The organism is Streptomyces sp. Ru73 (genome assembly GCF_002920575.1).
Taxonomy (GTDB): domain Bacteria; phylum Actinomycetota; class Actinomycetes; order Streptomycetales; family Streptomycetaceae; genus Streptomyces.
In genome coordinates this window covers 1-1,308 of sequence record NZ_PQSQ01000216.1, presented here as the reverse complement: position 1 = coordinate 1,308, position 1,308 = coordinate 1, and the positions used below count along the sequence as shown (strand labels likewise).

At 80.2% G+C, this 1,308-nt stretch carries 1 protein-coding gene and 1 pseudogene; both read left to right on the top strand.

Annotation, left to right across the window (positions count from 1 at the left end; all coding sequences use genetic code 11):
• Positions 1-397, top strand: a 397-nt coding sequence (locus tag C3486_RS36620) for a glycosyltransferase family 9 protein (RefSeq protein WP_146075144.1), incomplete at its 5' end; no start/stop codon positions are given.
• Between the two features lie 2 nt (positions 398-399).
• Positions 400-1,308, top strand: a pseudogene (locus C3486_RS36615) (glycosyltransferase family 2 protein); the annotation flags it as partial.

Here is a 1,308-nt window from a genome sequence, read left to right as displayed (position 1 = left end):
GATCGCGCAGGCCGCCGTGCTCATCAGCGGCGACACCGGCACGGCGCACCTCGCCACCGCGCACGCCACGCCCTCGGTCACCCTCTTCGGCCCGGTCCCGCCGCGCCTGTGGGGCCCGCCGCCCAGCGAGCGGCACACCGCGCTGTGGCACCCGGGCCCGCCCGGTGACCCGCACGGCACCGAGCCCGACCCGCTGCTGCTGCGGATCGGCGTGGAGGAGGTCGTGGAGGCGGCGCTGTGGCAGGACCGCGAGGTCGCCCCCATGCCCCGCGCCGCGGAGGCCGACGGTGCCGCCGGTGCGTCCGCCGGCCGGCCCCGGCGGCGGCGCAGGGTCCGGGCCCCCGGCGCGGTCCCGTACCACGGCGCGGCCCGGCCCCGCACCACCGGGGAGGTGTGACCATGACCGCCGACCAGGAGGCCGTCCCCGGACGTACCGGGGACGGCACGCGGCCGGGAGCCCGCACCACCGTCGCGGTCATCACCCGCAACCGCCGCGACCGCGTCCTGCACACCCTGGACCGGCTGGCCGAACTCCCCGAGCGGCCCCCGGTCGTCGTGGTGGACAACGGCTCCGGCGACGGCACGGCGGACGCGGTCGCCGCGCACCCGGTCGGCGCCCGGGTGATCCGGCCGGGCCGCAACACCGGCGCGCTCGGCCGCACCCTCGCGGTCCGCGCGGCCCGGACGCCGTACGTGGCGTTCAGCGACGACGACTCGTGGTGGGCGCCCGGCGCGCTGGACACGGCGGCCCGCCTCCTGGACGCGCACCCGGACCTCGGCCTGCTGGCCGCGCGCACGCTCGTCGGCCCCCGGCAACGACGAGGACCCGCTGAACGCGGTGCTCGCCGACTCCCCGCTGCCGCCCTCCGGCCGCTTCCCCGGCCGCCCCGTCCTCGGCTTCCTGGCCTGCGCCGCCGTGGTACGCCGCAGCGCCTACCTGGAGGTCGGCGGCTACCACCCGCTGCTGTTCTTCGGCGCCGAGGAGACCCTGCTCGCGTACGACCTGACGGCGGCGGGCTGGGGCGTGGTGTACGAGCCCTCGCTCACCGCCCACCACCACCCGGACGCCGCGGCCAAGCCCGGCCGCTCCCCGCTCCTGCGGCGCAACGAGGCGCTCACCGGCTGGCTGCGCCGCCCGCCGCGCGTCGCCCTGCGCCGCACCGCCGCCCTCGCCGCCGCCGCGGCACGCGGCGAACCGGGCGCGCCCCGTGCCCTGCTCGGCCTGCTCGCCCGCATCCCGCCGGCGCTCGCCCGGCGCCGGCCGCTGCCCGCCCACGTGGAGCACGCCGTCGCCCTCCTGGAGCGACC